The 875-nt window shown below is 57.0% G+C and carries 1 pseudogene; it reads left to right on the top strand.

The window, feature by feature from the left end:
• A pseudogene (locus HMPREF2572_RS13900) lies at nucleotides 1-875 on the top strand (RHS repeat protein); the annotation flags it as partial.

Genomic DNA, 875 nt, shown 5'->3' with positions numbered 1-875 from the left:
GTCATTGCTTCGCTGGACGGTTCGATAGCGTTGCGTTTTGCGCCTTTGGTCGTCGCGGAAGACGGTTCGGACGAAGATGCCACCCTCTTCCCGTTGGTGGCGGTGGAAGACGCCAACGGCAACCATCAGCGTTTCGTCTATCATCCGCTGACCGGTCTGCCGCAATACGTCATCGATGGCAACGGTCGGGTGTTCTCGCTGAACTTCGGCAATGTGGCAGATGAGCAGTCGCCTAAAATGCGGCTGTTGTCGGTGTCGTTGTTGGAAGGTTTGCCGGTCTTCGGCGAAGCTGTCCGAGTCGGCAGTCCGCTGGTCCGCTACGAATACAATAATAGTGGCGACTTGATCCGCGTCATCGGCCGCGACGGCAACGTCAAACGCAGCTTCGGCTATAAAAACAACCTGATGGTGTCGCACACCGATGCGGCAGGATTGGTATCGGAATACGAATACGACCATTACACCCCGACCGGCAAGGTGTTGCGCAACCGGACTTCTTTGGGCGAGGAATGGCGTTTTACCTATCACGACGGTTATACCGAGGTGACCGACGTGTTGGGCCGTACCGAGCAATATCATTACGATTACAACAACGAGCTGACCAAACGGGTGTTTGCCGACGGCAGCTCCGTATTGATGGAGCGCGACGGTTTGGGCCGTCTGCTCAGCCATACCGATGCGATGGGGCGCGTTACCCGTTATCAGTACAGCAACGAGGGGCAGGTTGAAACCATCGTCCGCCCCGACGGCGCCATCCTGCATTTCGACTATGACGACTGCTATCGCCTGATCCGTAAAAGCGATGCGGAAGGCCGTTATGACGGCTATACCTACGACGAAGCGGGCAACCTGCTGACCCATACCGACCCGCTGAA

The sequence above is a fragment of the Neisseria sp. HMSC064E01 genome, from assembly GCF_001808875.1.
Classification (GTDB): domain Bacteria; phylum Pseudomonadota; class Gammaproteobacteria; order Burkholderiales; family Neisseriaceae; genus Neisseria; species Neisseria sicca_A.
Note: the sequence above shows the minus strand (reverse complement) of the source record. Positions and strands in the feature narration are given on the sequence as shown.